Origin of the sequence: Paenibacillus jiangxiensis, assembly GCF_046098255.1 — a bacterium.
GTDB classification, from domain to species: domain Bacteria; phylum Bacillota; class Bacilli; order Paenibacillales; family Paenibacillaceae; genus Paenibacillus; species Paenibacillus jiagnxiensis.
Genome location: NZ_JBJURI010000016.1, coordinates 119,444 through 144,354, shown reverse-complemented (window position 1 = coordinate 144,354; position 24,911 = coordinate 119,444). Strand labels below are relative to the sequence as shown.

Here is a 24,911-nt window from a genome sequence, read left to right as displayed (position 1 = left end):
TGGCATGCGAATCAGCTGGCGGAATATTTTAAAGGACTGGTGATATAGCGCTCTTTATTCTCTATTACATAATCAAGAAAGCATCGGACAGCCATGGACGCCTGGCTTTTATTTTTGATGGCAATGCCTATTTTCCTTGAAAAACCGGGATTTGTTTCCTTGCCGACAATACGGTAAGGATTTCTGTTTAAGACCAGCTCAGCCAGTATGCTGATGCCCAGCTCGTTTTCTACCATGGACATGATGGTGTAATCATCCTCCGAGCGATACTCAATGCGGGGCTTCATATGATGTCTGCGGAACATTTCCAGCACTTCCTTTTTCGTGCCTTCATCCAGCAGTATAACGGGCTCTTGCTCAAAAAGCTGCAAAGGGACAAGCTCATGATCGGCATATGTATGAGTTGCAGGAAGAACTGCCAGCATTCTGTCTTCGCAAATGGGAATGACCTCAAACTCTTTTAAGGCGGGCTGTACCACAAACCCGAAATCAACCGTCCCGTCCGCAATCCACTGCTCAATTTCGCGATAATCCCCTTGCAGCAGCTCAAACCTGATATTCGGGCGTACTGCTTTGAAATCTTTAAGAATCGGCGGCAGCAAGTGGCAGGAGACGCTGGAAAAAGAGCCGATCCGGATCAGCCCGCTTTCAATGCCCAGCAATTCAAACACTTTATCGGACAGCTCATGATGTGCACTGCTCAAATTTCGGATATATGGCAGCAGCTGCTCCCCGTCCGATGTAAGCCAGACCCCAGCATGGCTCCGGTTGAGCAGCTTGATGCCTAGCTCATTTTCCAGGGAGCTGATGATTTGGCTAACCGCAGACTGGGAGTAGTTGCAATACTCCGCCGCGCGTGACAGGCTCCGAACTCCACCACTTTTACAAATACCTCGTATTTAGATCTTTTCACTCAGGCACCGCCATATTAGAAAATGTAATATTCAGCATCATATATATTCGCTTCTCTTATATACTGCCTTTGGCTAAGATGGGATTCAAGATGCTGCATTAAGACGCTGCAATTCCAAGTAAAAGGTGGACATCATGACTCAGAAGAAAGCGAATTTGATTTTAACAACGGTATCCTTAGCCTGGGGGTTATCGTACCTATTAATGAAGCTGGGCGTTCAAGGAATTCCCCCATTCAACATGACTGCGCTGAGATGCGGAATTGCTTTTCTTATAACCGCTCTTGTCTTCTTCCCGAAAATAAGAAAGGTTGATGTAAAGACCTTGAAGTACAGCGCCATTTGCGGCGCGCTATTATGCGGACTTTTCACCGGCTTGCTGTATGGGCTGAAAACCACCACCGCTTCCTCGGCTGGCTTCCTGACCAGCACGACGGTGATCATGGTTCCCATCCTTCTGGCCATCATCACCCGCAAGCTGCCGAATTCCAAAATCATGCTCGGCGTGATCGTCGTATCTGCCGGGCTGTTACTGCTGACCAGCGGGGACCGATTTGCTTTGGATATCGGCTCAGTTTATTGCCTGGCCGCAGCACTGTTGTATGCCATTCATATTATCGTTTCAAACCGGTTTGTGCGTGAAGTGGATTCGCTGCAATTAGGCATTTATCAACTGGGCTTTGCTGCGTTGTTTGCATCGGTTGGAATGCTGGTTTTCGAACAACCTGTACTGCCGTCAACTCCCGTTCACTGGGTGGCCGTGCTTGGCCTGGCCTTGATATGCAGCGCTTATGGGTTTGTCATGCAATCGATCACACATAAGTACACCACCCCTGAAAGTGTGGGATTCCTGTTCTCGCTTGAGCCGGTTTTTTCGGCCATATTCGCCTTTGCCTTCCTGAATGAAATCATGGGGCTGCAAGGTTATATCGGCGCCGGTCTTATTCTGATGGGAGTGTTCATTGCGAATCAGCCTGCTAGTTCAGCCAATACTCCAGCACAGGCTCATACAGGTTGAGGCCTGAAACAAAATTGCGTTTATGATGGAACTGCCTCGAAAGATTCATTGACCCGGGGCACTTCTTCGTATGTTGTAAGAGGCTCCGAGAACGAACCATTCCTACAATCGCTGTTGACCCCAAATTTCTATTGATCTTATTTTTTAGTGGATGAAATTTGGGGTCAAAGGCGAGCGCTGCCGCTTTTCCGGAATTGCTTCGTTCTCTCCGCTGCATTTGTGCGCACTTCCACTTTAAAAATAACAAAAAGCAATCACCGATTCCCTGTAATTTTATTTTGGGATCCCGCCAACAAAACACGAAAAACGTACGCTAAAGGGTAGCGCCAACATTCTATACACGATGAATGGTTTTTAGCCCGTCCTGCTCGTCGGCGGAGCCATATACCAGATGGAATCCCATGGCACCGTAGCCGGTTGCCGAGACTTCGGTACCATTACTGCCAAGTTTGCGTTTTTGCATATCGATGTCCTTTTGCACTAAGGTTTAGGATGACTTTCCGGAAAGTGCGGAACTGCCGGTAGGCCACGTGGAGAGCGCTTGCTCAGCAACAGCCTCTAACATTTCGCGACTGAAGCCGGCCTTGGCTTGAACAGCCATACCGTGGGACACTGCCATCACGAACGCAGCTAACACAGCACAGTTAGCGGTCTCCGGCAGATCTCCCTCCTGCTTTGCCCGTTCGAAGCGATCACGCAGCGACGCCTCTCCGTTCGCACGCGCATCGATCAGGGCACGTCGAATTGGTTCGGCATCGTCCGAGCCAGCCAAGGCGCCGTGGATTCCCAGACATCCCTTGCGATCCGGGTAACGGGTATGCAGTGCGGCTGCACTGCGGAGGATGTGTGCGGCCACCTCTCGTGAGGTCGGCATCTCCAACGCCGCCGGGAAGAAATCCAGGTAGTGCTCGTAATAGCGCGCCAGCGCGCGGCGAAACAACGCTTCCTTGTTGCCAAACGCCGAGTAGAGCGCGGGTCGTTCGACACCTGTGGCCTGTGTCAGATCGGTGTACGACGCACCCTCGTAGCCTTTGCGCCAAAACACGTAAAGTGCCGCTTCCAGTGCCTGATCCACATCAAACTCGCGGTTACGTCCCATCAGTCAGATCACCTCGCCTTCTATGTCCAATTTTCATACTATACGTTATCATAACACACGTTACAGATCGCTGCCAATCCTTCGGGCAAGGAGATAGAGCGCTTGACAGTGCGCAATAAATTGTGTAACATCCGTTACTGTAATGACCGTTATGAAATGGCGCCGATTCCCGGGGCAAGGGCGTTCGGCCACGTACAAAGTGGTTCTCTATCATTCTGAAATCATTGAAGGAGGTTATTTTCATGCAAAAATCATTAAAGGGCAAGGTTGTCCTCATTACGGGCGGCTCACGCGGACTTGGCGCCGCTACGGCGGAAGCGTTTGCCGATCACGGAGCGGATGTTGCGATTAGCTACGCGGCTTCGCCCGAAAAGGCAGAGGCTGTCGTGGAGAAGCTAAAGGCCAAGGGTGTTCGTGCATTGGCAATCAAAAGCGACCAAGCGGACCTTTCTTCTGCCAAGCCCCTAATTAACTCGGTGATTGCCGAATTCGGCAAGCTCGACATCCTCGTGAACAACGCCGGCATCGCGATCCAGGGCCAGACGGTAGATGATCCCGGCTTCGACGAAGAAAAATACAATCGGCAGTGGCAAGTCAATGTCATGGGATCAATCGCCAATACCCGCGCGGCGGCACCCAAACTAGCGGACGGAGGCCGCATTATTTTTATCGGCTCTCGGCTCGGCGATTTCGTGCCCTTTAGAGGAGTCGCCGACTACGCCGGAACGAAGGCAGCGCTCGCCGGATATGCGAGGGGCATCGCGCGCGACCTCGGCCCCCGCAATATCACTGTAAATGTCGTGCAGCCAGGCGCCATGCCCACGGACATGAACAAGGATGTTGCCGATCATCTTCCACCCCTTGAAACCTTCCTGGACATGCATGCGATCCGTCGCTTTGCAACCCTTGAAGAGGTGGCAGAGGCCGTCTGCTTCCTCGCCGGACCACATGGGGGCTACATCACCGGTGAGACCCTCAATATAGCCGGCGCATAAGACTGTCCGGAGCAAGTGCCCATGCATGGGTACCTGCCAAGCATTCTGACGTCCGCTAGTTGTGATCGCAGTTAACCGACCAAGGAGTGTATTGTGATCTTTGAACCTGCCGATCTGATGCAGCAAAGCGCTCGGCTTAGGTATGTCAAAGATCGGGCCGAAGAAAAGCAAAGCTCTTAATAAACATGCAATTAAAGGAGAAGACATATGTCCAGGAAATTCGATGCAAAGTCAACAGCCGATCAGGTGCTTTCCGGCGTTGATCTCAAGGGAAAACGATTTCTCATTACAGGTGTATCATCGGGCATTGGCCTCGAAACCGCCCGCTCACTGGTGTCTCACGGCGCCAGCGTCGTTGGCACGGTCAGAGACCTCGCCAAAGCCGAAGCGGCCACTGCATCGATCCTTGACGCCGCGGCGCAAGGAGGCGGCAGCCTAGAGTTGATTGAGCTCGATCTGGCATCCTTGCAAAGCGTTCGCGCCTGCGCGGATAAACTGTTGGCCAACGGCCAGCGGTTCGACGCCATCATCGCCAACGCTGGTATCATGGCAACCCCGTTCGGTCGGACGGTCGACGGCTTCGAAATCCAGTTCGGGACGAACTATCTTGGTCATTTCGCTTTGATCAATCGGATCGAGCCGCTGCTCATCGATAACGGGCGCTTGGTTATGCTGTCGTCCCAAGCTCATCGTGCCGCCGATGTTGACCTGGACGATCCGAATTTCGAGCAACAGGCATACGACCCATTTGTCGCCTACGGCCGATCGAAAACGGCTACTACTCTCTTCGCAGCGGAATTCGATAAACGGCATCGCAATCGTGGCATCCGCGCTGCCTCGGTGATGCCCGGAAATAGTCTTACCGATCTCCCGCGGCATTTCTCGCAGGAAGACTTGCAGGGTCTTTTCGAGTCAGCCCGCAAAGCTCGCGCCGAAGCGGGTCTTGCACCAGCGGAGCTCAAAGAAATCGCTCAGGCAGCCGCAACGTCGGTCTGGGCCGCAGTCGTGGCTGACAAAGACGAAATCGGCGGACGCTATCTCGAAGATTGCGCTGTCGTGCCGATCGATGACACGCCCAACCCGTTTGCCGACGGCGTAAGGTCGTATGCGCTCGACGCTAACAAAGCCGAACGGCTTTGGGCGAAAAGCGAGGAATTGATAAGCACTTATTTTTAAAAGAAAAGCTTACTGTTGAACCCTAATAGATAATAGTTCAATTAACCGCCTCCTCAGGAAGGCGGTTTACTTTTGGTCTGAAATCAACTGCCACTCCAGCAGAAGACTATCCTGGATGTGGAAAAAAACGGTTGCCAACCATTGTGATTTATAATAATGTTAATTTGTAAATATATTTGTATATCAATATACATACGGAAGGATGGTTTATTAATGAAACAAAGTAAAAAAACTGCTTTGGTTTTGCTATCCTGCCTGACCGCGGCCGGCAGCAGTATCGTCAATGGAACTGCCATGTCCTCTCCTGCTGAACTAACGGTTGCCGAATCATCGCTCAACATTGAAAGCGTTAACAAAAAGGTGAATGCAGCCCCTTCTTTTTCCGAGGTTACCGTTCATGACCCCTCTGTCATTAAAAGCGGAGATTCCTTCTACGTTTTCGGGTCTCATTTGGCCTCGGCCAAAACACAGGATCTGATGCACTGGCAGCAAATTTCCACTGTTGTAGATCATAACAACCCGCTCATCCCCAATGTTTTCGAGGAGCTTCGTGAAACGTTCGAATGGGCGCAAAGCAATACATTATGGGCTGCTGACGTCATTCAGCTGGCGGACGGGAAATACTATATGTATTACAACGCCTGCAAGGGGGATTCCCCACGGTCAGCTATGGGTATTGCGGTCGCCGATCACCCGGAGGGCCCCTACAAGGATACGGGCATTATCTTGAAGTCCGGCATGTGGGATGAAATCAGTGAAGACGGGACAATTTACGATGCGACCATTCACCCGAATGTCGTCGATCCGGACGTTTTCTTCGATAAGAACGGCAAGCTGTGGATGGTGTACGGATCATATTCTGGCGGCATTTTTATTATGGAAATGGACCCTGAGACCGGCAAACCGATTCCCGGGCAAGGTTATGGCAAAAAGCTGCTGGGCGGCAATCACAGCCGCATAGAAGCCCCCTATATCGTGTATAATCCGCAAACGGACTACTATTATTTGTACTTGTCCTTTGGCGGATTGGATGCAGTCGGGGGCTATAACATCAGGGTTGCTCGTTCCAAGAGCCCGGACGGCCCCTATGTAGACGCGGCAGGCAAGGATATGATCAACGCCAAAGGGGCAGACGGTACCTTTTTCGATGATGCGGCTATTGCTCCATATGGGACCAAGCTCATTGGCAACTTTAAGTTTACCGCCCTCAACGGAGAGAAATACACAGATCAGGGTTATGTATCTCCAGGACATAATTCCCTATATGTCGACCCGAAAAGCGGCGAAACGTTCATCTTCTTCCATACCCGCTTTCCCGGGCGTGGTGAAGAGCATCAGGTTCGCGTGCATAGAGTCATGATGAATGAAGACGGATGGCCGGTGATCGCCCCCTATCGCTATGCCAGTGAGACAGAAGCCTCAGTTCAGCCTAAGGAGATTGCAGGCGTCTATAAATATGTGAATCACGGCAGGGATATATCGGCAGACATCAAGCCTTCCGCAGCCATCGAGCTGAACAAGAACGGCACAGTCACAGGGACCGTGTCGGGAACGTGGAAAAAGAGCGGCAAAAACAATATAACCCTTACGCTGAACGGGGTGACCTACAAAGGAAAACTCCTGCGTCAATGGGATAATGGCGCCCAAAGCTACGTCATGACCTTCTCGGCCCTGTCTGGAGACGGTACGGCTGTCTGGGGAAGTCATGCGGCTGAGTAAGTGAAGTAGTTCTAAACGAAATGGACCTGTATTCCGCACGAATGTGGCACAGGTCCATTTGCTTCATTTTTTTGTTGTAATTTGTAGTCCTATGAAAATTCGTATAAAGAGCAGGAAACGACACTTTTATTTCAAATTATTATTGCCGTCCGGACTATTTTCCTATATATTCATGTCACGGGCACTAAGAAGATATAGGTATAAAAGGATGCTACTCCCTTCACACCAATAAAATGCTGTCCGTAAATTGATGAAAAGGGGAAAATGAAAGAATGTCTACACAAGTTAATTCGCCTTATGCCGACAATTATGTTTCGACAAAATCGTCGGCACCTGTCAGTGTCAAAGACTGGATGCTGACCATTCTGCTCATGGCCATTCCGGTTGTGGGAATTATTATGCTGTTCGTATGGGCATTTGGCGGCGGCGCCAATCCTAGTAAAGCAAACTTTGCCAAAGCGTCCTTGCTTTGGGCAGTCATCGGCGTTGTTATTTATGTCGTCGTCTTTGTGCTTATTCTCGGCGGCCTGGTTGCTACAATGAACTGATCCTTTGGATACATAGAAGAGACAGTGCTCTGTTCAAATCGGAACACTGTCTCTTTTTTCATTTATACCGTTCTACTCGCTTTCACCGATTTTCGGATAACCAGTTCTGTTCCCATATAGATCAATTTTTCTTCAGTGGAAGGCGACTGGATCAGCTCCAGAATATGGGACGCTCCTGCTGCGCTGATCTGTTCGATCGGTCTCTTGACCGTTGTCAGCGGTGGGGTCATATACTGAGAATATCCGATATCATCGAACCCGACGATGGAAATATCCTCAGGCACCCTCATGCCCTGCTCGAACACGGCATTCATGGCTCCTATGGCCATATCATCATTGGAGCAAAAAACCGCAGTAGGCGGTTCCGCCAGCGCGAGCAGCCGCTTCATTGCCTCGCTTCCGCTCTCGGTATCATACTGGCCTGCAACCATGTATTCATTATGGATCGGCAGCTGATGCTCAACCAGCGCCTTCACAAAACCGTCTCTTCTCCGCTGTGAAGACTTGAACCCCTCCCTGCCCTCGATTAATGCCACCCGGGTATGTCCGCATTCAATAAGGTACGAAGCGGCATGATAAGCCCCTTCCATATCATTTGAAATGATATTGATCATTCCCTCGCCCGATACTTGGCGGTTCAGCACGACGAGCGGAATGCCCTCCCGCAGCACATGGTCAATAAAAGGGTTGTCCTTTTCGCTCTGGCTCATCAATAGAATGCCGTCGAACCGCCTGCCATGGATGGAAGAATAATCTCCGAACTCGTCGATTCCACGCACAAACAGGTTAAAATGCGTATCAATGACGGAGTTCACTCCCCTGATTGTATCCGCAAAAAAGCTGGAAGACGTTCCGCGTGAAATGCTGGTGAAGAATAACCCGATCGTATGGGACCGCTGCATCACGAGGCTTTTGGCATTGTAATTTGGAGTGTAATTTAACTGCTCGGCCAGCTCCAAAATTTTGCGTTTGGTCTCCTCCTTGATCAATGGGCTGTTGTTCAGCGCTCTGGATACCGTGGTATGGGATACGTTGGCCAGTCTGGCGATATCTTTAATTGTGGCTGCCATATTTGCACCTTCTTTGCCGTTCGTATTAGCGTATATCACAACAATACCATATCAGGAGCATCCTTCAAAAGCACATTTAGATTTATAGAGATACCTTGAGGCTAAAAAGTTATCCATTAAATGCAACAAAATGGGTGAAAATGGCGTTATAGAAATGAACATGGTTTAGCAGCGTGGAACAGCCCTAATAACATTCAAGTGTTTAAGAGCAGCAGCTCATGAAATTTGTCTTAAACGAAATATTAAATAAGGGACGTAATGACAAATGATGAAATCAAAAAAACAAAAGATTCTCTTTTCAGCGACATCATTGCTTGTGTTGTCTTTAATTGTAATTTCTACGACTGGAATTGGTGATGGTGAAAAAGCTAGTGCCGTTAGTAAGGATGTCAAAAAAACTACTCCAGCTTACGTTGTTTCTCAAGGTCATGGAATTACATATGAAAATTTCGGTGAATTAGACATGGATACCGAGTTAGTTGTGAAAGGAAAAAAACTTAATGAGGAGAAAGTACTTCTAACGAAGGATGAGCAGGGACTTGCTACGGACAATCGGACGCTTTCAGGATTTTGGGTTGAAAAAGTCCTTAAAAACGAAGGCGATCTGAATGTAAAAGAAGGCGAAACGATTACAGTACAAGAAAATGCAGCATTGGATGGTAATATTGTCATTAGCTCACTTGGCTATCAACTGATGAATAATGATGAAGAATATTTATTGTTTTTAAGACCAAATTTGACTGAATCCGGAGTTTATAATATTAGAGGCGTGTACTACGGTAAAGTTCCAACACAAGAAGTCCAAGGCTTGACTAGTCAAGCTGATCTGCAGTTTAAAGGCGACCAAGAGGAACAGGCCAAACTCCAGACTATTTTCCAAGATGCGTTAGATAAGTATAACAACAACTGATTCCTCTTAAGAAAGTGTCCCAAACCAAGGCTGAGCGGTCTATTCTCGCTTAGCTCCTTGGTTTTTGGCATCCAGGACAGCTTTTTTGAGTAAATTGTGGACAAGGGAAAGCCACCCGACCTTCATACTACTTTTGGTAAGCCTTGAAGCAGGAACCTTTTAAAACCTCGGTTGTTCTTCGTATCTCCAAACACAGGCTCCGGCTCGATCATGCGCCTTACGGCCAGGGCATAACCTTCTTCACTGTGGATCTTTTGCCTTACCTGGTTCTTTAGCCGCAAATACTTCATGCTAACTTTGATCTAGCGATACCTTGGGCTTTTGTATGTTATGAGACGCTCTGAGAACGAGTCCTTCCTCCAACCGCTGTTGCTCTTCACGCGGTAACCTATAACAAATAAGACCATGCAGTAAAAGCATTATTAATTACAAAAAAGTCATCCTTTGCTCAGGAAGACCGAATTAACTTATTTCATTTTTTTAGTTGGCATTTGATGACACCTCACGCTGTAGAGGGCGACCCCTATTGACGGGATTCCAACTGGTCAATGCGTTCAACAGCTACTTCAAAGTCATTGTCAAGCATCCGCATGTGACCTTCCAACTGGCGGAAGTTGCTTTTCGTGTCCCTGCGAAATGTGTGCAGCTCGTCGGATACGGCATTCACCTTCTCATTTTGTGCCTCTACCTTGCCGTGTAGTTTATGTACATCCATAGCCATGGCGTCTAACTTTGCATCGGTTTCTTCTTGACGGTCTCGAATCGCACGGCTGATTTGGTTTAGTTCTTTCTGCCCTTCTTCAAGAGCTTTCTGCCCTTCTTCAAGAGCTTTCTGTCCTTCTTCAAGAGCTTCGAGCTTCCGAAGGATCAAGTCGAGTTTATCCATGGATCCTGTCTCCCTATTTTTAATTTTTCACTTAAATTCAGTATACCACAACCTTGGAATCCCTGCTTCATAAACAAATGCGGGTGGGGTTAGCTACAATGGTACTCCCCTACCCCAAATACAAAAGAAAAAAGGTCAAGAACGTGGGCAGCTTCTACCTGTTCCTGACCCTTTATACTCATTACATCATCTGTAGATTAGGAGCTGCAGCCCTCGCATTCATAGTATTGATTGGTGGCGTCCAGTGTTTTAAGCAGCTTGCCCACCATCACATCATCCATGTCCACAAACTCCAGATCGGCAATGCGCTCATGAACGGCCGTCTTCGCCTGCTCCTCGCTTTCAGCCACCCAACTGAATTCGCCTTTGTAGCCGGTAGATTTCAACTCATATTCAAAAAGATAACGGGTCATTCCGGTTCCCCTCCTATGTAGTCTATTTTTATAGTAAGTATTTTTTTCTTACTTTCAAAAAGATACACGGAATCGGCATATTCTGCAACCATATACCAGGAACCCTCAACACTTGGGTATATACAGGGTGATTTTTGAAGTCAAATCGCATGGCAGAGATCAAAACGTTGGAATCCACAAAGACACGCATCCCACTATTTGTTTCGTTCACTCCACATTTCCTCCCGAACTTGTTCTAAATCGTCCAGCAAGTCCCCTTCGCTGACTCCCTTGGTCTTGGCCTCCTTCGCCATCGAATCTAAAAATTCGCGTAAGGCGACCACACTGGATTTTGTAATGACAATCTTGCCGCTTTCGTCCTCAATAAAAGCGACCTTATCACCTTCCTGTAAATTTAGTCGTTCGCGGATGGTTTTAGGAATTGTGATTTGCCCCTTTGATGTCACTCTTGAAACTTCCATATTCATTAAGAACATCCTCTCCTATAAATTCTTACATTCCTTACTTTCATTTATTACGTTAGATTTTCCTCTTCAATTAAAATTCACCCATTGCCCTCCCTTTTTAAATCTGTTCCCCCAAACACTTCAATCATCATCATGGCCCCCAGCCGAAAACCTTCTGTATACGCGGCAGCAGAGTACATGGATGTCGATTGCCCTAACAAGTCAATTAACTGCTCCAACTCATTGTACTCTTCTGGTGAAAGCTTCTTGTGATAGGCTTCCATTAACGAAGAAATCTTTTGGTTAAGGCTGAGATATTCAGAATTTGCAGGGTGTATGCATTCGTCAGGTCTAAGGTTTCCATAAAATAGATTTTCCAAAACGATACCCATTATTCTCCTCCTATGTACTTGCAGATATAATCTCCAGGACACAGGGTCCCTCTGCCATATCATACCCTATCAAATGACAGAACATTTTATTTTAGCGGAATAATCGCTAATATCCCTTGCTCAAATCACAGTTACGCTCGATGAACTGCGGTTTATGTATTGCACTGTACAATCCTTCAATGTAAAAAATCGGATTTCAAAGTGTGTAGTTGGGGTTAATGTAGTATATTGAAAGCATGAAATCAGAATTCTGAATTATCGAAAGGATGAATTTGGATGTTCGACATTCAAGTAAATGAACGCGGACAAATTTACAATACCCAAAGAGCTTCGTGAAAAGCTTAATATCAACCCCCGCGACAACCTGAAAATTGACATCGATAAACAAGGTCGTTTGATCTTGTATAAAAAGGATTTGCTGGACGATCTGGAGGATTTTATTAAACGAGATCTGATTTACGAAGGGTACTCCGAAGAAGACTTTGCCGAAAAAATCCCTGAACGCAAGAAAGAATTAGCCGAAGCTCTTATGAATGTCGTTAAGGAGTCCGAAGAGCAGTATGAACAGGGAGAGCTTACATCGCTCCAGGATTTGAAAAAGGAGCTTAACGAAGAGGGCTACTTATAATGTATCAATTATTTGTCACCAACCAAGCCAAAAAAGATTTGAAGCGGCTGGATAGGCCGATCATTAAGATTGTACTCGGTATATTGGATGATATTGCAGAACCCCCCCATGCCGGTGAGCCACTCCACGGTGACCTGTCGCATTTGAAAAAATGGTCTTTTACTCACCTGGGTATAGGTTACCGCATTGCATATCAAATCTACGAGGAACATATCGAGGTAAATTACTCATTCAAATATATCAAAAAAAATATCCAATCCAATTACAGCATTTGTTGAAATATCTACGGCAAATACAAGTTCATAACAACGATTAGCGATAAAGCCAATCGCTTTTGAAGTTAACAAGCCATCGTAAAATTTCCATCCATTTGGAACAAGACTAACTCCTCGTTCTCTTCCATAGCTCATTTGCAAGAAATTCCAAACAGGTTCAAAGTCAGGATTATCAACATCCTGAATATATGATTTCTTAATAAGGTAATAACGAGTTGATGGTGATGATATTGCATGTTTTTCTGGTTGTTTTAAAAATAAATCCTCAATGATTGGATTTATTTTATTGATTTGCGCTAATTGTTTTATCTGTTCAATTGACTCGTTCCTTGCACTTTGAAAAATTATAAACTGAGGAATTTTGTTCACATAAACGACTTGTACTTTTTTATAATGTGGGCTTAATTCTATTTTTATTTTTTCATATGAATAAGTATTGGCGATTGGGATGGAGCTATATGTTCCTTCGGGATGATGTATTGCCATTGCAAGATAAAATTGGGCTAAAGTGGTGATATTATTTGTACCTGTCTTTTCTTTACTCTTCAATAGCTCTATTTCTCCGTCCTGGTCGGAACAAGAATTAAATCGACTGTAAACATATTCTTTTGATACTTCCTTTACCCATTCCACTTAGTTATCCCCCTTAATTAAAACAGGCCAGACTACAAATAAAAGCCCGGCCTGTTTCTTATTTGTTATCCTGGCATCTTCACTTTAGCTGATTTTACTGTAGCTATTGTGTATGCTCCCTCTCTGCCATATGCATTTCCAAACACGGTGGCATGATATGTACCTGCCACAACTTGTGTCTCTGAATCCTGACCTCTTATTGTGCTTGACGCAGGATTAATACTCACCATTGCAGTATAGTCCGATACTGGTCCGCCGCTGTTTTATGTTGGGGAATCAGGTTGTCAAACCACCCTGCACAAGGAGCGAATGCCCTGCAGCTCTTTCAGCAACTCGGATGCAACAAGCGTAGATGTACGATGGTTCGCTTCCTCTGTCAGCCCCGCTACATGCGGTGTAATTACACAGTTTTCCAAAGTCAGCAGCGGATGCTCTGGCCCCGGGGGTTCAACGGACAATACATCAAGCATGGCACCGGCAATCCGCCTGTGCAGCAGCGCTTCATACAGCGCCTGCTCATCAACAACACCACCCCGTGACGTATTGATCAAAACTGCGTGCGACTGCATCTGCTCGATCGCCGCTTGATTGATAAGCCCCTTCGTATCGGGCAGGAGCGGAACATGCAGGCTTATAAAATCGGAGCTTTGCAGCACCTCCTTCATATCCGCCAACCGGATGCCGGATTCGGCAGCTGCAAAGTCATATGCGGACAATTGCGGATCGCTGCCGATGACCTTCATACCGAGTGCCCTGGCCCGCACAGCCGTGCGGTGACCGATCTCGCCAACTCCGATGAGACCCAGTGTTTTGCCTGTGACCTCATGACCACCAAAGCGCTTGCGGTCCCAATTTCCTGCTTTTACATCGTCTGATGCTGCCAGCAGCGGGCGCGTGAACGTAAAGATAGCGGCCATCACATATTCAGCTACAGATGATGCATTGGCGTTCTTCGCACTGATGACTGCAATTCCCCGCCGTTTTGCCTCGTCTATGTCTATATTGTCCAGCCCCACTCCAAGTCTGCCGATCACAACTGCCTTCTCCATTCCTGCCAGCAGGGAAGCCTCCACTCGCGTCTGATTGCGGACGATTAAAGCTTGAGCCGTGGCTGCTGCTTCCTGCAGCCGCTCCCGGTCAGCCCAGAGCCCGGGATCATAGTGCACATCATGTCCGCTGTCCTGCAGGATACGAAGACCTGAGTCGGTTATTTCTTCCGCGATGACGATCTTCATGACATGACTGTCCCCCTATTTCCGCAGTCCCAGCTTGGAAGCCAGCTCGGTGTAATAATCCGTTTCTTTCTGCACAAATTGCTGATACTCCTTCTGATCTAAATAAGAGGGCTGCAGCTTCAATGTCTTCAGCTTCGAGATGAAATCGGGATTCTCAGTAAGCTCGGCAAGCGCTTCGTCCCACTTTTGCACGACTTCATCCGGCGTCCCTTTTGCCACACTCACACCGGTCCACCAGAACGCGGACAGATTCGCCATTCCTTGTTCCCTGGCTGTCGGCACATCCGGAAAATAGGGGCTTCTTTCCTCACCCGAAACAGCGAGTATTTTCAGCTTTCCGGCCTCGGCCATGGCGGACACTTCACTTACCGGATGCACAGCCAGCACCGCATTGCCACCAGCTACGAGCGGAATCGACTCTGCCGTCCCTTTTGTAACGATCATGCGGGTTTTGGAGATGTCCACACCGATTTCATTCAGCCACTCCGCAACAGCAAAGGAGGAGAAGCCCGCGACACCGGAGGTCGTCCAGGTCAGCTGCTCCGGATTGGTTTTCGCCCAATCGGAAAACTCCTGGAAATTCTGCCACTGCGCATCCCCCTTCACCGTAAACGCCGGGACATCCTGCACGATCCGGGATACAAAAATCTGATCCTCCGCCTTGACAGGCGGGTTCGTATACCCGGCCGCCATCATGGAGCCAAGCGAAACCACATTGGCCATTACCGTATATCCGTCCGGCTGCGCTTGATTCAGCGCATACTGTGCTCCTGTTGCACCTCCACCTCCCGGCTTGTTGACAACATTTACCGGCTGCCCCCATTTCTCGCTCAGCTTTTCCGCCACCGCTCTCGCCACCAGATCCACTCCCCCGCCTGCCGCGTAAGGAACCACATATTCAATCGCTCTTTGCGGATAACCATCTGAACTGCCTGCCGCGATTTGCGTGCCATCTGCGCCCTGCTCCGTTTGCTGTCCTGCCCCACAGCCCGATATCAGCAGCGCTACTGCTGCCAAACCTGATAACAGCATGCCGATTTTTTTCGTCACCGATGTTGGTTTTTTCATTATTTCTGCTCCCCTTACGAGTTAATCTCATTGTTCACATTCCGGTTATGTTTGTTAAAAATTTCGGGCTTATTAAAAATCCAGTGCTTCCGCCCCTTCTTCCTGCACTCTCTTTCTCGTCCGTCCCGCCAGCCAGATGGATGCAAGAAACAGGACAGCCGCTATGACAAGGAAGGTAAGCGCAAGCGGACGGGTCACGAAAACAGAAAAGCTGCCGCCGGACATGGACATCGCCTGTGTGAACGACTGCTCCATTAGCGGCCCCAAAATAAAGCACAGGATGAGCGGCATCACAGGCCAGTCGAACTTGTGCATAAAGTAACCGAGCACTCCAAACACAACCGCCACACCGACGTCAAAAAGGCTATTTCGTACCGTATAGGCTCCGATGATGCTGAGCATCAGAATGACGGGAGCCATGATGCCAAAAGGAACACGAGTCAACCGTGCCCACATTCCTACCAGCGGCAGGTTAAGAAGCAGAAGTACGATGTTGCCGATCACCATACTGGCGATGACGGTCCAGATGAATCCGCCTTTTTGTTCAAACAGGAGCGGGCCGGGAGCCACCCCGTAGATCATCAATCCGGCCAGCAGCACGGCAAGTGGCGGTGATGAAGGAATCCCCAGCGCGAAGAGCGGGATGAAGCCGGCAGAGCTGGTTGCATTGTTCGCCGCCTCTGGCGCTGCCACCCCTTCGATCGCCCCGCGCCCGAACAGGTGGCGTCTCTTCGAAAACCTCTTCACAACATCATAGGACAGAAATGAAGTGATGGCGGCCGATATGCCCGGCAGCAGGCCCAGAACGAAGCCGATGACGCTGCCCGCCGCAATAGCTCCCGAGCTCTGGCGCAAATCGCTGCGTGAAGGATAGACACTGCCAATCCGGTCGGAGGCGACGGCTGTTTTCTTTTCCTCCATGCTTCGTAAAACCTCCGTTATCGCAAACAGCCCTATAATAATACTGATCATCTCGAAGCCGCCGGACAGGCTGCTGAATCCGAAGGTGAAGCGAAACATGCCGGTCGAGCTGCCCAGACCAACCATCGAAAGAAGAAAGCCGAATAAGCCCATAATGAGCGATTTCAACAATGAACCGCCCGTCAAGCCCGATGTCACCGCAAGCGCCAGCAGCATGACGCTGAACAGCTCCGGCGGTCCGAGCTTAATTGCCTGCTCTGCAAGAACCGGCGCAAAGAAAACGAGCCCGAAAACACCGATAACTCCCGCTATGAAGGAAGCGATGGCTGCAATGCCAAGCGCGGGCCCTCCTCTGCCCTGAACGGCCAGCGGATAACCGTCGAGACAGGTAGGCACGGATGATGCCTCGCCGGGAATGTTCAGCAGTATGGCCGTCGTTGAGCCTCCATACATCGCGCCATAGTAAATACCGGCAAGCATGATGATCGCCTGGGCAGGCTCAAGCACTGCGGTGAGCGGCAGCAGAATCGCTATGGCGGAGGTGGGGCCAAGCCCCGGCAATACGCCCACAAAAGTCCCGATCAGCGCGCCAATAGCCGCCATGAGCAGATTCATGGGCGTCAGCGCGTCTGCAAATCCATAGAGCAGTGCTGCAGCGGACTCGATCATAACCACACCCCCATCCATCTCCCGGCAGGCAAAGGCATCATAAGCCAGGTAATAAAGACGAAGTACAGCGCGCCGGTCAAAAGAACAGCCGCCAGTGCAGCCCGCCACCAGCGCATGGCTCCGATCCAGCGAAACAGCAGCAGTGAGCATAACAGGGTTGCAGCCGTGTAGCCGATAAATGCCATCAGAAAGAGGTATACAAATAGCAAAGCAGGCACAGCTGCCAGCAAAACAGCCGTTCTCCCTACGGGAAACGGCTTGACTATTGCATATGCAGCACTGCCTTTCACCGCTAACGCAATACCGGACAGAACAAGAGCGGCTCCGATTAAAAAAAGAAATACGTGATCCCCGATCAACAGCCCCGCCCTGTATTGAAACAGCTTTCCCCCTTCTGCCAGAGCTGCTGCACCGGCCAATACTGCTAAAGCTCCGGCTGTCCGGTCCGCTTTTTTGCTAATCATTTTGTCTCTCCCTTCTCCCCTTGAACCTTTGAACAAAAAAAGAGACACGGGAAAAAGAGAGCACAGTATGCCCCTTCTCTTCCAGTGTCTCCGGTTTGTCCGGTCAAACCTGAATTCCGATATTTTTCATGCGATTAATGTGCTTATCATATTAGCAGCGAGGAACAATCAAGTCAACCATGGATTTTGCAATAATTAAGATTCAGGAAACAAGGGAATTTGCCGATTTCGCCACGCTTCTGATCCGCTTATCGATATTAATTCACAGCACTAGCTTGAGAAGCCTTCAAGGTGAAACCTTCATAGCCTTTTTCAGCGACTTCATCACATTTTTGCCGGTAAACTCCCACTCCGCCAAGATAAATAAGAAATCCGCGTGCCTTCCCCTCAATATTTGCACCCATATACCATGAATCGGTCTTCACGAAAAGAGTGGGTTCAACAACCTCATGGGAATGCTTGGTCCAGGCATTTTCAGCCTCCGCATTTACTTCAATAACCTCTTTATTGTTATCTCGCATATAGTTAATGCAATCCGAAACCCATTCAACATGCTGTTCAATCGAAACCAGCATATTACTATATGAGGAAGGGCTCAAAGGGCCTGTAAGTATGAACATATTAGGAAAGCCTGCTGTTCCGATACCAAGGTAAGTCCTTATTTGAAAACCTCCTTCCCATTTCTCCTTAAGTGAAATGCCATCTCTTCCGCGAATATCAATTTTAAAGAGCGGGCCTGTCGTGGCATCAAAGCCTGTTGCAAACACAATCATGTCAAGTTCATATTCAGCATCTGCAGTCCTGATTCCAGTAGATGTGATCTCCTCGATTGGGGCATTTTTGATATCTGCAAGTGTTACATTTTCGCGATTATACGTTTCGAAATAATCTGTATCAATGATAGGCCGTTTCATTCCATAATAATGGTTTGGCATGAGTTTCTCTGCTACTTTCTCATCTTTTACCACTTCACGTATTTTAGAGCGGACAAATTCTGCAACTGTTTCGTTTGCTTCAGGTGTAAAAGCGATATCTTTATAAGAAAATAACAGCGAATGTATTTTACCTTGTTCCCAGGCCGTTTCAAATACCTGTCGCCGTTCTTCAGAGGTATCGTCAAGTGCTGAACGATCCTGAGGTATCTCCGGTACACCTATAAATGAGGAGTACATTTGTTTCCGGATTTCACTGTAATTTTCTCTAACTTGACTAATATATTCGGGGCTGTTTGGCTGATTTCTGGCGGGAGCACTGAATTGAGGGGTACGCTGAAAAACAGTAAGGTGTTCTGCTTCTTTAGCAATGGCAGGTATGATCTGGATGCCGCTTGATCCGGTTCCGATGACTCCAACCCGTTTGCCTTTAAATTCAACTTTTTCATGAGGCCAGTGCCCGGTATGATACCATTCCCCAGTAAAGTTCTCTATACCTTTGAATTTCGGCATATTGGATACAGATAGACATCCTACTGCCGTAATAAAGAAACGGGCCGATACCTTCTGTCCACTATCCAGGTGAATGTCCCATTTATTCTTCACTTCATCAAAATGCGCAGAATCAACACGCGTCTTAAATTGGATATCCCGGCGCAAATCAAACTTGTCTGCAACAAAATTTATGTAGCTTAAAATTTCCGGCTGCTCGGCATATTTTGATGACCAGGTCCACTCCTTGAGGAGTTCATCAGAGAAAGTGTAATTGTAATAGATGCTTTCCACATCGCAGCGGGCCCCGGGGTATCGGTTCCAATACCACGTCCCTCCAACATCCCCCCCTGCTTCAATTACACAGGCTGAAAAGCCAGCCTCACGAAGACGATAAAGCATATACAATCCCGAAAATCCAGCCCCGACAATTACGGCATCCCAATCATTGAAAGAAGTTGATTTTGATCCAATACCATTTTTCTCTACCTCCTTTTTCTTGAAACTACCATTTAAGAAAGGAACTATCAATCATATTTTTGTAAAAAAAACGACAAATCATCCTTTTGTTCTACTTAGTTTCACAAAAATGAAAAATATTTCTATATCATGCAACAAAAAAAGCCGGATCGATCCGACCTTGAAATTCAGATTTGCAATTCAGCTTTGTAATTACTTCTATTGCAACTTTATTTTTTATTGTATAAATAATTTATAGAATTAATTATTTATATGATGAATTCATCTCCTCTGTTTTCATTCCCTTCCCCCAAGCAGTATACTGGTTTGTAAATTATGGATTTGGAAAGGAGAATGCAGATTCATGCTATCCATACAGACAGATCGCAAAGCTTTACGAAGGTATCTTCTTCATACCCAGCATCTGCTGCCGGCTCCATCCTCTTTGCCTGTTACGGAAGCACCTTCCTCGCAAACCGTCCTGAACATGATTCGTTCCCTGGCAGCCATACAATTGGACCCGGTATCAGCCGTAGCTCCCAATCAGCATCTCGTATTGGCAGCCAGGATTCCGGGGTATCAGCCGGAGATGCTCGAAGAACTGCTGGCCGAGCATCGGGTGTTCGAGTATGTGGCCAACGCGGCCTGCGTGATGCCGATGGAGGATTATCCGGTTTACGAGCCTGTCCGCGAACGGATGCGCAATGCTGTACAGGCTAGATTGAAGGATATGGAGCCAGTCGTACAAGCCGTCCTTGCCCGTCTGCAAGCCGAAGGCCCTCTCCCCTCCCGTGCCTTTCAATCTGGCGCCAAGGTAACAGGCTACTGGGAAAATCCGAATGACATTCCGAGAACCAAAGATACGTCCCATGCGCTAACGCTGCTTGTGGATGCAGGTATCGTGCGAGTGGTTGGGCGCAAAGGCACGGAGCGTTTTTTTGCATTGACGGATATGACTGTTCCTAATGAGCTGCTGCAGAAAGCTGCATCAGCTGACTCGTCGGACGTCCGCAGTGAACTGCTGGATAAGTACATACAGGCTTACAGAGTGTTCGATGCACAAGACTCCCGCCTTGGCTGGGTTAAATCGTCCGCATCCGAGCGAAAAAGCTGGGTCGAATCCCGCCTTCAAGCCGGACAGCTTGTGGCCCTGGAGATTGAAGGTGCAGCAAGGCCATACTACATGCCTGCTGCCGATGTGAAGATGCTGCAGGAGTTCTCCGGTCAATCTGCTGCAGGTGGAAACGAAGCCTCTCCGGTGATCTTTTTGCCGCCTCTGGACAACCTGTTATGGCGCAGGGAACGTCTGGCCGACCTGTTTGGCTTTCATTACAGATGGGAAATCTACACCCCGGCTGTCAAACGGCGTTATGGCTATTACGCGATGCCGATTCTGTACGGGGACGAGCTAATCGGTAGAGTGGACCCCCGCCTTGCCCGCAAAAGCGGTACGTTAAGCGTTCCTCTTTTGCAGTTGGATGAGCAAATTCAGATGACGGATGAGCTGATTGAGGCTCTGCGCAGCGGATTAACACGGTTTGCAGCTTCTTTTCAGGCAGACCATATCACAGTGGAAAGAACAGAACCGTCCGGCTTGAAAGAGGTCCTGTCCATGTAGCTCGTTTCAGGCTTGTTGCAATGGGGTCATGGGCATTACAATCATATTGAAGCCGCAGGCAGAGCAGGATAAACAGAAGACATGAAGCAGGACAGGAGGACAACATGTACAGCTACGAATGGGAGCAACTTCAAAGCAAGCTGCCGCATTGGGTGAAAGAGAGCAGCAAGCAGCATATTCACGGCCAGGTCGCATCTTATATTCCCGAGCTGTCCAAAGCCCCGAAGGATGCGCTTGGAATTACGATTATGGATGGCAGGGGAAATACGATCACTTCCGGTGACTGTAGCTGTATTTTTACCCTGCAGAGCATTTCCAAGGTATTTACACTCATCCTGGCCTTGATGGATAACGGCGAGAGCCTCGTCTTCTCCAAGGTAGGCATGGAGCCGACAGGAGACCGCTTCAACTCTATGCTGAAGCTGGAGCTGGTGGAGCCTGGTATTCCCTTTAATCCGTTCATCAACGCAGGGGCCATCGCCGTTTCTTCCCTGATTGCAGGCAACAGCATTGAGGAAAGGTATGCGCGGATTTTGCAATTTTTCAGACTGCTCGCTCATAATGAGCGAATGGACTTCGACCATGAAGTATACGAATCAGAATCGGCAACAGGTCACCTGAACCGCTCGCTCGCTTATTTTCTGATGGAAAAAGGGATTTTAAGAGGCAAGGTTGAGGACGTGCTGGAGGTATACTTCCGCCATTGCTCCATTAACGCCACCTGTGCCGATCTTGCCCGTATGGGTCTGGTTCTCGCCTATAACGGTTACGATCCGATCCGAAATGAGCAGCTGATCCCGCGCCGCTATGTGCAGATTGCCAAGACGTTCATGACCACCTGCGGAATGTACGATGCGTCTGGCCATTTTGCCATTCAGGTCGGGCTGCCCGCGAAGAGCGGTGTGTCAGGCGGCATCTTGACGATGGTTCCCGGACGTTACGGCATCGGTGTCGTTGGACCGGCTCTGAACCGGATGGGCAACAGCACGACGGGAGTACATCTGCTGGAGACACTGTCGCGGGAGCTGGACTGGAGCATGTTCTAGCGTTTCCAGCAAAAAAGTATCCCTTCGATCCGGTTAATCCGGTTGAGGGATACTTTTTTTGTTAAATGTTGAATTAACCGTTGGATTTGGATTCCAGCTTAATCCCGATATTAAACGGATCTTTTACAAACAGGGCACCATCTCGTTGTGTAATGGAATAACCGCTCTCGGTTAACCGAGCGACGACTGCATCCAGCTCTTTTTGATCAGGCAGCCGCAGTGTATAGTAGTCAATGCCAGCAGCATTTTCGGGCACTGGCGGTACGCCCACCCCTGCCCACGTATTCAATCCGATATGATGGTGATAACCGCCGGCCGAGACGAACAGAGCCATGGAGCCGTAGAAAGCTGTAATATCGAATCCCAGCAGGTTGACATAAAATTGCTCCGCATCCTTCAAATCCGATACGTGAAAATGAACGTGCCCAATGACCGTGCCTGCAGGCAGGCCTGCCCACTGCAAATGCTCGGAGATTGCCAGCAGCCCTTCTACATCTACCGGATCGGTGCCCATCACGTAATGGCCGCTGCTGTCGCGCTTCCAGGTTTCACGGGGCCGGTCGGCGTAAATTTCAATGCCGTTATTGTCGGGATCGTTCAAGTACAGAGCTTCGCTGACCAGATGGTCCCCTTGGCCCACCGGAATGTTATGGCGGATCAGGTTGCGGACAACCAGACCGAGCGATGCGCGATCAGGAACGAGGATGGCAAAATGGTACAAGCCCGCCCCGGAGCGTTCCGGCAGCACGAGCGTGTCTTCAATTTCCCGGAGAATCAACAGCGGTTGGATCCCGTCGGCAGACATCTCCGCTTGGCGTCCCTCTTGCTTCAGCACTTTTAAGCCGATGACCTCAGTATAAAACGCAATGGACCGCTCCAGATTTTTAATTTTCAGACTCACGAGACCAATATCCGTTGCCGGATGAATTTGCGGTTTCATATTTTTCCCTACTTTCTTTTATTGGTTTACATAATTTTTATTACGTAAATATAAAATATAAACATTTCAATACTTAAAGTACCTCTGTGTGACAAAATTACCACCTTACAATTAGAAAGTCAATTATTTTTTTGATATAGGAAATAAAAGTTTGGTATTATTAATGTTAATTGGAGGGGTATGTATGGAAATCGGTGCAAATATCAGAGCAGCCCGTAAGCAAAAAAACATGTCCATTCAGCAGCTGTGCGAAAAAACAGGGTTGTCCCAGGGATTCATGAGCCAGGTTGAGAACGACAAGACGTCGCCCTCCCTTTCTACATTAAACAGTATTGCCGAAGCGCTGGAGGTTCCACTCGCGTTTCTGCTGCTGCAAAAAGACGAACGCATGCGCATTACGCGCAAGGACGAACGTCGGAAAACGTTTTACGGCAAAAACACTTTTCACGTCGAGCATTTAAACGATCAGGGAAATGTGAAAATGATGCTGGTGGAAATGCCGCCAGGCGCCGCTACAGAGGAGGCCCATTCGCATCCGGGGGACGAAATCCATTATGTCATGCAAGGAACGCTGCGCATCAGGCAGGGACAGGACTCGGCCGTAGTATATGCAGGGGACACGTTCAGCTGGAAAGCCTGTTTCCCCCATTATGCGGAAAATATCGGGGATGAGACGGCGATCGTATTGATTTCCATCCATAAGGAGTCAGGCCAGTGAGTGTATGGATGACCAAAGGAGGTTTTTTGATGAAAAACATTTGGAGATTTATCGCTGCATTGCTCATTGGTAACATCATTGGGAATCTAACTTACGAAAGGCTAGATTTTTTTCAATACAACACAGAAACCAGTTTTTTCACATTTGAAAACCTTATTAAGTTCATCATCGACTTCGGGCTAGCAGTAATTATTGCATTATTCTTATATGTGTTGATTGGGAAAGTTTTTTCGAGAAGTAATGAGAAATAATTTCCTTTATAAAACATAAAAAAAGCTCTGCCGACCATAGCGGTTAGCAGAGCTTTCATCATAATCCCAAACGCTTGGGAATTACTTCGTTTTACCCTCTGATCCGGACTTTTTGACAGTCAATGTTTTATTGGAATTATCCCAAATCAACTCACCGCCAAAAGCCTCAACCAGTGGCCTGACCTGCACATAAGCCCTTCCATCTACCAGCAGAGTATCTTGCAGTTCGCGGCCGTTAATGTTTGCTTTTTTCGTGCTATTGTCAAAAGAACACGCAAAACCAAACACATCACCAAGCTTGGTCAGTTTTACATATGTGGTGTTATTGAACAATTGGCCGGTATCCTTATCAGATTCGTAATAAACAGCGATTTCCTGGGTGATTTCCTGCGTGTCTGGTTCTTTCTCTACTTCGTCGTATTGATAAAGGTTATGAGCATCCATAATGGCAATCAGTTTATCTGCATACTTAATATCCGTGGCATACCCGCTGGCCTGGACAGCTTTGGCAGCCTCTTTGCCGCGTTTACCAACCACAGGTTTATATTTGTCTTTGTCCCACGAAACGCCCTTCAAGAACATATTTGCTTTCGCATCAACACATGCACCCCAGCTGCTATACTTGGCAAAGGATGCGTCAATGGTGTATTCGGATCCATCTGACCTTTGTTCCTTGGTTGACATGACGATGCTTCCTGCATCACCTTTCCCCTTGATCCCAAAGAGATTATTTGCTTTCTTGGTCAGACCGCTGTTTCCATCGGCACTCTCAAGGCATCCCTGGGCAATGGTTAAAGCTGCGGAAATATTCGTTTTCTTCATGCAATCCACGGCATATGGGGCTAATTTCTCGATAAATTGCTCTCGTGTTCGGCTCACTTCTCGCTCACATCCCCTTTTTCAATATTTCCGTCTGTCTTCCTCAGCACTTCCCCGCTTGGCAGATCACTGGCGGAATCAGCTCGTCCGGTTTGCCGAC

28 protein-coding genes and 1 pseudogene are annotated in these 24,911 nt (G+C 48.2%); 12 read left to right on the top strand and 17 right to left on the bottom strand.

Annotation, left to right across the window (positions count from 1 at the left end; genetic code table 11):
* Positions 1-11: 11 nt before the first annotated feature.
* Complete coding sequence (locus ACI1P2_RS16755; RefSeq protein WP_355320989.1) at positions 12-704, bottom strand: LysR family transcriptional regulator substrate-binding protein; 693 nt, start codon at positions 702-704, stop codon at positions 12-14.
* A gap of 343 nt (positions 705-1,047) precedes the next feature.
* On the opposite strand from ACI1P2_RS16755, the gene ACI1P2_RS16750 reads away from it, so the two are divergent.
* Positions 1,048-1,929, top strand: a complete 882-nt coding sequence (locus ACI1P2_RS16750; protein ID WP_355320988.1) for a DMT family transporter — start codon at positions 1,048-1,050, stop codon at positions 1,927-1,929.
* Between the two features lie 334 nt (positions 1,930-2,263).
* Here the strand turns inward: ACI1P2_RS16750 and ACI1P2_RS16745 are convergent, their stop codons facing one another.
* The gene (locus tag ACI1P2_RS16745; RefSeq protein ID WP_355320987.1) at positions 2,264-2,392 is read right to left on the bottom strand and encodes a hypothetical protein; all 129 of its coding nucleotides are present in this window, start codon (positions 2,390-2,392) and stop codon (positions 2,264-2,266) included.
* 24 nt (positions 2,393-2,416) lie between these two features.
* Positions 2,417-3,028: a TetR/AcrR family transcriptional regulator gene (locus tag ACI1P2_RS16740; RefSeq protein ID WP_355320986.1), complete on the bottom strand. Its 612-nt coding sequence runs from the start codon at positions 3,026-3,028 to the stop codon at positions 2,417-2,419.
* Positions 3,029-3,270: 242 nt separating this feature from the next.
* On the opposite strand from ACI1P2_RS16740, the gene ACI1P2_RS16735 reads away from it, so the two are divergent.
* The 4 genes from ACI1P2_RS16735 to ACI1P2_RS16720 all read left to right on the top strand — a co-directional run bounded on the left by ACI1P2_RS16735 (position 3,271) and on the right by ACI1P2_RS16720 (position 7,466).
* Positions 3,271-4,023: an SDR family NAD(P)-dependent oxidoreductase gene (locus ACI1P2_RS16735; RefSeq protein ID WP_355320985.1), complete on the top strand. Its 753-nt coding sequence runs from the start codon at positions 3,271-3,273 to the stop codon at positions 4,021-4,023.
* A 207-nt stretch (positions 4,024-4,230) separates the two neighbouring features.
* Positions 4,231-5,199, top strand: coding sequence for an SDR family NAD(P)-dependent oxidoreductase (locus ACI1P2_RS16730; protein ID WP_355320984.1), 969 nt, complete (start codon positions 4,231-4,233; stop codon positions 5,197-5,199).
* 213 nt (positions 5,200-5,412) lie between these two features.
* Positions 5,413-6,918, top strand: coding sequence for a glycoside hydrolase family 43 protein (locus ACI1P2_RS16725; protein WP_355320983.1), 1,506 nt, complete (start codon positions 5,413-5,415; stop codon positions 6,916-6,918).
* Between the two features lie 272 nt (positions 6,919-7,190).
* Entirely contained in the window at positions 7,191-7,466 is a 276-nt protein-coding gene (locus tag ACI1P2_RS16720) for a hypothetical protein (protein ID WP_355320982.1), read from the top strand.
* 62 nt (positions 7,467-7,528) lie between these two features.
* Here the strand turns inward: ACI1P2_RS16720 and ACI1P2_RS16715 are convergent, their stop codons facing one another.
* The gene (locus ACI1P2_RS16715; RefSeq protein WP_355320981.1) at positions 7,529-8,536 is read right to left on the bottom strand and encodes a LacI family DNA-binding transcriptional regulator; all 1,008 of its coding nucleotides are present in this window, start codon (positions 8,534-8,536) and stop codon (positions 7,529-7,531) included.
* A 265-nt stretch (positions 8,537-8,801) separates the two neighbouring features.
* Here ACI1P2_RS16715 and ACI1P2_RS16710 point away from each other — a divergent pair, with 265 nt between their 5' ends.
* The gene (locus tag ACI1P2_RS16710) at positions 8,802-9,446 is read left to right on the top strand and encodes a hypothetical protein (RefSeq protein WP_355320980.1); all 645 of its coding nucleotides are present in this window, start codon (positions 8,802-8,804) and stop codon (positions 9,444-9,446) included.
* A 39-nt stretch (positions 9,447-9,485) separates the two neighbouring features.
* On the opposite strand, the pseudogene ACI1P2_RS31480 reads toward ACI1P2_RS16710, so the two are convergent.
* The 5 genes and pseudogenes from ACI1P2_RS31480 to ACI1P2_RS16685 all read right to left on the bottom strand — a co-directional run.
* Positions 9,486-9,748, bottom strand: a pseudogene (locus ACI1P2_RS31480) (transposase); the annotation flags it as partial.
* A 221-nt stretch (positions 9,749-9,969) separates the two neighbouring features.
* Positions 9,970-10,332, bottom strand: coding sequence for a hypothetical protein (locus ACI1P2_RS16700; RefSeq protein WP_355320978.1), 363 nt, complete (start codon positions 10,330-10,332; stop codon positions 9,970-9,972).
* 197 nt (positions 10,333-10,529) lie between these two features.
* Positions 10,530-10,745 (bottom strand): hypothetical protein, encoded by a 216-nt coding sequence (locus ACI1P2_RS16695; protein ID WP_355320977.1) that lies wholly within the window; start codon positions 10,743-10,745, stop codon positions 10,530-10,532.
* A gap of 194 nt (positions 10,746-10,939) precedes the next feature.
* On the bottom strand, positions 10,940-11,212 hold the full coding sequence (locus tag ACI1P2_RS16690) for an AbrB/MazE/SpoVT family DNA-binding domain-containing protein (RefSeq protein WP_355320976.1): 273 nt from the start codon (positions 11,210-11,212) through the stop codon (positions 10,940-10,942).
* A 77-nt stretch (positions 11,213-11,289) separates the two neighbouring features.
* Positions 11,290-11,583 (bottom strand): DUF6809 family protein, encoded by a 294-nt coding sequence (locus ACI1P2_RS16685; protein ID WP_355320975.1) that lies wholly within the window; start codon positions 11,581-11,583, stop codon positions 11,290-11,292.
* 295 nt (positions 11,584-11,878) lie between these two features.
* On the opposite strand from ACI1P2_RS16685, the gene ACI1P2_RS16680 reads away from it, so the two are divergent.
* On the top strand, positions 11,879-12,211 hold the full coding sequence (locus ACI1P2_RS16680; protein ID WP_355320974.1) for an AbrB/MazE/SpoVT family DNA-binding domain-containing protein: 333 nt from the start codon (positions 11,879-11,881) through the stop codon (positions 12,209-12,211).
* Positions 12,211-12,489, top strand: coding sequence for a type II toxin-antitoxin system RelE family toxin (locus ACI1P2_RS16675; RefSeq protein ID WP_355320973.1), 279 nt, complete (start codon positions 12,211-12,213; stop codon positions 12,487-12,489). The genes ACI1P2_RS16680 and ACI1P2_RS16675 overlap by 1 nt, the downstream gene beginning before the upstream one ends.
* On the opposite strand, the gene ACI1P2_RS16670 is transcribed toward ACI1P2_RS16675, so the two are convergent.
* The 6 genes from ACI1P2_RS16670 to ACI1P2_RS16645 form a co-directional block, all read right to left on the bottom strand.
* Complete coding sequence (locus tag ACI1P2_RS16670) at positions 12,439-13,119, bottom strand: hypothetical protein (RefSeq protein WP_355320972.1); 681 nt, start codon at positions 13,117-13,119, stop codon at positions 12,439-12,441. The genes ACI1P2_RS16675 and ACI1P2_RS16670 overlap by 51 nt on opposite strands.
* Before the next feature lie 284 nt (positions 13,120-13,403).
* Positions 13,404-14,354, bottom strand: a complete 951-nt coding sequence (locus ACI1P2_RS16665) for a hydroxyacid dehydrogenase (RefSeq protein ID WP_355320971.1) — start codon at positions 14,352-14,354, stop codon at positions 13,404-13,406.
* 15 nt (positions 14,355-14,369) lie between these two features.
* On the bottom strand, positions 14,370-15,422 hold the full coding sequence (locus tag ACI1P2_RS16660) for a tripartite tricarboxylate transporter substrate binding protein (protein ID WP_355320970.1): 1,053 nt from the start codon (positions 15,420-15,422) through the stop codon (positions 14,370-14,372).
* A 72-nt stretch (positions 15,423-15,494) separates the two neighbouring features.
* A complete protein-coding gene (locus ACI1P2_RS16655) occupies positions 15,495-17,012 on the bottom strand; it encodes a tripartite tricarboxylate transporter permease (RefSeq protein WP_355320969.1) in 1,518 nt (505 codons plus the stop codon).
* Positions 17,009-17,476, bottom strand: a complete 468-nt coding sequence (locus ACI1P2_RS16650) for a tripartite tricarboxylate transporter TctB family protein (RefSeq protein ID WP_355320968.1) — start codon at positions 17,474-17,476, stop codon at positions 17,009-17,011. The genes ACI1P2_RS16655 and ACI1P2_RS16650 overlap by 4 nt, the downstream gene beginning before the upstream one ends.
* Positions 17,477-17,733: 257 nt before the next feature.
* Positions 17,734-19,431, bottom strand: coding sequence for a flavin-containing monooxygenase (locus tag ACI1P2_RS16645; RefSeq protein WP_355320967.1), 1,698 nt, complete (start codon positions 19,429-19,431; stop codon positions 17,734-17,736).
* A gap of 292 nt (positions 19,432-19,723) precedes the next feature.
* On the opposite strand from ACI1P2_RS16645, the gene ACI1P2_RS16640 reads away from it, so the two are divergent.
* A complete protein-coding gene (locus ACI1P2_RS16640) occupies positions 19,724-20,977 on the top strand; it encodes a winged helix-turn-helix domain-containing protein (protein WP_355320966.1) in 1,254 nt (417 codons plus the stop codon).
* Positions 20,978-21,081: 104 nt separating this feature from the next.
* Positions 21,082-22,023 (top strand): glutaminase A, encoded by a 942-nt coding sequence (glsA, locus tag ACI1P2_RS16635; protein WP_355320965.1) that lies wholly within the window; start codon positions 21,082-21,084, stop codon positions 22,021-22,023.
* Positions 22,024-22,096: 73 nt separating this feature from the next.
* Here the strand turns inward: glsA and ACI1P2_RS16630 are convergent, their stop codons facing one another.
* Entirely contained in the window at positions 22,097-22,963 is an 867-nt protein-coding gene (locus ACI1P2_RS16630; protein WP_355320964.1) for a VOC family protein, read from the bottom strand.
* A 184-nt stretch (positions 22,964-23,147) separates the two neighbouring features.
* On the opposite strand from ACI1P2_RS16630, the gene ACI1P2_RS16625 reads away from it, so the two are divergent.
* On the top strand, positions 23,148-23,681 hold the full coding sequence (locus ACI1P2_RS16625; RefSeq protein WP_355320963.1) for a helix-turn-helix domain-containing protein: 534 nt from the start codon (positions 23,148-23,150) through the stop codon (positions 23,679-23,681).
* Positions 23,678-23,932, top strand: coding sequence for a hypothetical protein (locus ACI1P2_RS16620; RefSeq protein WP_355320962.1), 255 nt, complete (start codon positions 23,678-23,680; stop codon positions 23,930-23,932). Before ACI1P2_RS16625 ends, ACI1P2_RS16620 begins: the two co-directional genes overlap by 4 nt.
* A gap of 81 nt (positions 23,933-24,013) precedes the next feature.
* Here ACI1P2_RS16620 and ACI1P2_RS16615 read toward each other — a convergent pair whose 3' ends face one another.
* Positions 24,014-24,763 carry a glucosaminidase domain-containing protein gene (locus ACI1P2_RS16615; RefSeq protein ID WP_355321000.1) on the bottom strand — a complete coding sequence of 250 codons (750 nt, stop codon included), beginning with the start codon at positions 24,761-24,763 and terminating at the stop codon, positions 24,014-24,016.
* Between the last annotated feature and the right edge of the window lie 148 nt (positions 24,764-24,911).

Bases quoted from the DNA above. Each gene is read 5' to 3' on its own strand.
- ACI1P2_RS16625 (WP_355320963.1), top strand. From the start codon at position 23,148: ATGGAAATCGGTGCAAATATCAGAGCAGCCCGTAAGCAAAAAAACATG.
- ACI1P2_RS16710 (WP_355320980.1), top strand. From the start codon at position 8,802: ATGATGAAATCAAAAAAACAAAAGATTCTCTTTTCAGCGACATCATTG.
- ACI1P2_RS16640 (WP_355320966.1), top strand. From the start codon at position 19,724: ATGCTATCCATACAGACAGATCGCAAAGCTTTACGAAGGTATCTTCTT.
- ACI1P2_RS16660 (WP_355320970.1), bottom strand. From the start codon at position 15,422: ATGAAAAAACCAACATCGGTGACGAAAAAAATCGGCATGCTGTTATCA.
- ACI1P2_RS16695 (WP_355320977.1), bottom strand. From the start codon at position 10,745: ATGACCCGTTATCTTTTTGAATATGAGTTGAAATCTACCGGCTACAAA.
- ACI1P2_RS16745 (WP_355320987.1), bottom strand. From the start codon at position 2,392: ATGCAAAAACGCAAACTTGGCAGTAATGGTACCGAAGTCTCGGCAACC.
- ACI1P2_RS16730 (WP_355320984.1), top strand. From the start codon at position 4,231: ATGTCCAGGAAATTCGATGCAAAGTCAACAGCCGATCAGGTGCTTTCC.
- ACI1P2_RS16750 (WP_355320988.1), top strand. From the start codon at position 1,048: ATGACTCAGAAGAAAGCGAATTTGATTTTAACAACGGTATCCTTAGCC.
- glsA (WP_355320965.1), top strand. From the start codon at position 21,082: ATGTACAGCTACGAATGGGAGCAACTTCAAAGCAAGCTGCCGCATTGG.
- ACI1P2_RS16740 (WP_355320986.1), bottom strand. From the start codon at position 3,028: ATGGGACGTAACCGCGAGTTTGATGTGGATCAGGCACTGGAAGCGGCA.
- ACI1P2_RS16680 (WP_355320974.1), top strand. From the start codon at position 11,879: ATGAACGCGGACAAATTTACAATACCCAAAGAGCTTCGTGAAAAGCTT.
- ACI1P2_RS16655 (WP_355320969.1), bottom strand. From the start codon at position 17,012: ATGATCGAGTCCGCTGCAGCACTGCTCTATGGATTTGCAGACGCGCTG.
- ACI1P2_RS16675 (WP_355320973.1), top strand. From the start codon at position 12,211: ATGTATCAATTATTTGTCACCAACCAAGCCAAAAAAGATTTGAAGCGG.
- ACI1P2_RS16715 (WP_355320981.1), bottom strand. From the start codon at position 8,536: ATGGCAGCCACAATTAAAGATATCGCCAGACTGGCCAACGTATCCCAT.
- ACI1P2_RS16665 (WP_355320971.1), bottom strand. From the start codon at position 14,354: ATGAAGATCGTCATCGCGGAAGAAATAACCGACTCAGGTCTTCGTATC.
- ACI1P2_RS16630 (WP_355320964.1), bottom strand. From the start codon at position 22,963: ATGAAACCGCAAATTCATCCGGCAACGGATATTGGTCTCGTGAGTCTG.
- ACI1P2_RS16735 (WP_355320985.1), top strand. From the start codon at position 3,271: ATGCAAAAATCATTAAAGGGCAAGGTTGTCCTCATTACGGGCGGCTCA.
- ACI1P2_RS16685 (WP_355320975.1), bottom strand. From the start codon at position 11,583: ATGGGTATCGTTTTGGAAAATCTATTTTATGGAAACCTTAGACCTGAC.
- ACI1P2_RS16725 (WP_355320983.1), top strand. From the start codon at position 5,413: ATGAAACAAAGTAAAAAAACTGCTTTGGTTTTGCTATCCTGCCTGACC.
- ACI1P2_RS16690 (WP_355320976.1), bottom strand. From the start codon at position 11,212: ATGAATATGGAAGTTTCAAGAGTGACATCAAAGGGGCAAATCACAATT.
- ACI1P2_RS16700 (WP_355320978.1), bottom strand. From the start codon at position 10,332: ATGGATAAACTCGACTTGATCCTTCGGAAGCTCGAAGCTCTTGAAGAA.
- ACI1P2_RS16650 (WP_355320968.1), bottom strand. From the start codon at position 17,476: ATGATTAGCAAAAAAGCGGACCGGACAGCCGGAGCTTTAGCAGTATTG.
- ACI1P2_RS16720 (WP_355320982.1), top strand. From the start codon at position 7,191: ATGTCTACACAAGTTAATTCGCCTTATGCCGACAATTATGTTTCGACA.